Annotated in this window: 2 protein-coding genes and 1 pseudogene; all 3 read right to left on the bottom strand. The window is 51.8% G+C overall.

What is annotated here, in order from left to right:
• Positions 1-411 precede the first annotated feature (411 nt).
• Positions 412-489, bottom strand: coding sequence for a hypothetical protein (locus tag QJQ48_RS28250; protein ID WP_346294499.1), 78 nt, complete (start codon positions 487-489; stop codon positions 412-414).
• Between the two features lie 38 nt (positions 490-527).
• Positions 528-677, bottom strand: a complete 150-nt coding sequence (locus QJQ48_RS28245) for a hypothetical protein (protein ID WP_346294498.1) — start codon at positions 675-677, stop codon at positions 528-530.
• A 40-nt stretch (positions 678-717) separates the two neighbouring features.
• Positions 718-1,198, bottom strand: a pseudogene (locus tag QJQ48_RS28240) (IS701 family transposase); the annotation flags it as partial.

Here is a 1,198-nt window from a genome sequence, read left to right as displayed (position 1 = left end):
CAGAGGTTCCCTCGAGGAAAAACGGTATGGGCGACCTTCGCCGTTTCCACCGGTACAACATACTCAGCTTGGGGGCGTAGCGACATTATTGCCTTTTCCTGATGCACTCAACGATTGCCCTCATTATCAATCTCTAGCTACAGACTCACAGGTATCGTTAAGCAATATTTCGCCACCAGTATCGCTTTTGGTGAAACTACGCACTCTGGAAACGAGACTTCAAGGATTTCATACCAAATCCGTTTGACTCACCCCCGAAACGATCGTTCTCTAGGCGGGCCACCAATGGTAGTTCGTCAAGGCTTTGATGTCGTCTTGCATCGTCAGCAGGGTACGGCAGCGATCGCCGAGAATAGTCTCTAAATCATCGAGACTGTCAAAACACTGATTTGCTAACGGCTCATCCGTAAGTCACCAGAGCCGTTCAGCGGGTTGCAGTTCAGGAGAATAGGGCGGCAAGACCTCTAGATGAATCCCTTCTGGAACCACGACCGTTTGGCTACAGTGCCATCCCGCTCCATCGATGACTAAGGAATGTGCTTGTGAGGACCTGCCCCGACTTCGTGAGCAAAATTGGCGAGGGCTTGATTGAACCAGGCGCTATTGACGCGCGGCAGAATCAGCCATTCGCTTTGCCCGGTGCTGGGATGGACAAAGCCATAGACACGACTTGGCAAGTTACGAGCAGAGAAAAAAGCTGTTATGGCGATCGGCAATTCAAGCAGGCATCATCACCTCCAGAATTTGCTCAGTTGAGCGTCCCTGCTGAAGTAACCCTTGGGTCATCTCTAGCAGTTGATGCAGAGCTTCGCGTCCCAGAGTGTAAAGTCGCTGCCCTATCGTTTGCTGTTGGGGTTTTGCAAACTGCAACCGTTCTGATTTTTGCCCAGAACAAGTCGCCGTCTGCAAAATCGACTGCGCTACGCAACTTAAGCAGAAGTGGCGTTTGACCGCTTCCTCGTTGCGTAGCTGAGCCGATTCAAAGCCGACCAACTGTTCGGCAAACTCATGAAAAGTCTCGACAGGCCAGCGATAACTCCAGGTGGCAAAGCTGCGAGCACTGTCCCAATGCAAGGCATCGGTCAACAAAAACCGAGGGGCGTCACTGAGCTCAGCGCTTTCGTGAACAATGACTAAGCGTTTGCGGCCATACTTCTTCAGTCGCACTACCTTGGTGAAGGCCCAAATCTGTCGCTGC

The sequence above is a fragment of the Sphaerothrix gracilis Ecp01 genome, from assembly GCF_030405905.1.
GTDB classification, from domain to species: domain Bacteria; phylum Cyanobacteriota; class Cyanobacteriia; order Phormidesmidales; family Phormidesmidaceae; genus Sphaerothrix; species Sphaerothrix gracilis.
Note: the sequence above shows the minus strand (reverse complement) of the source record. Positions and strands in the feature narration are given on the sequence as shown.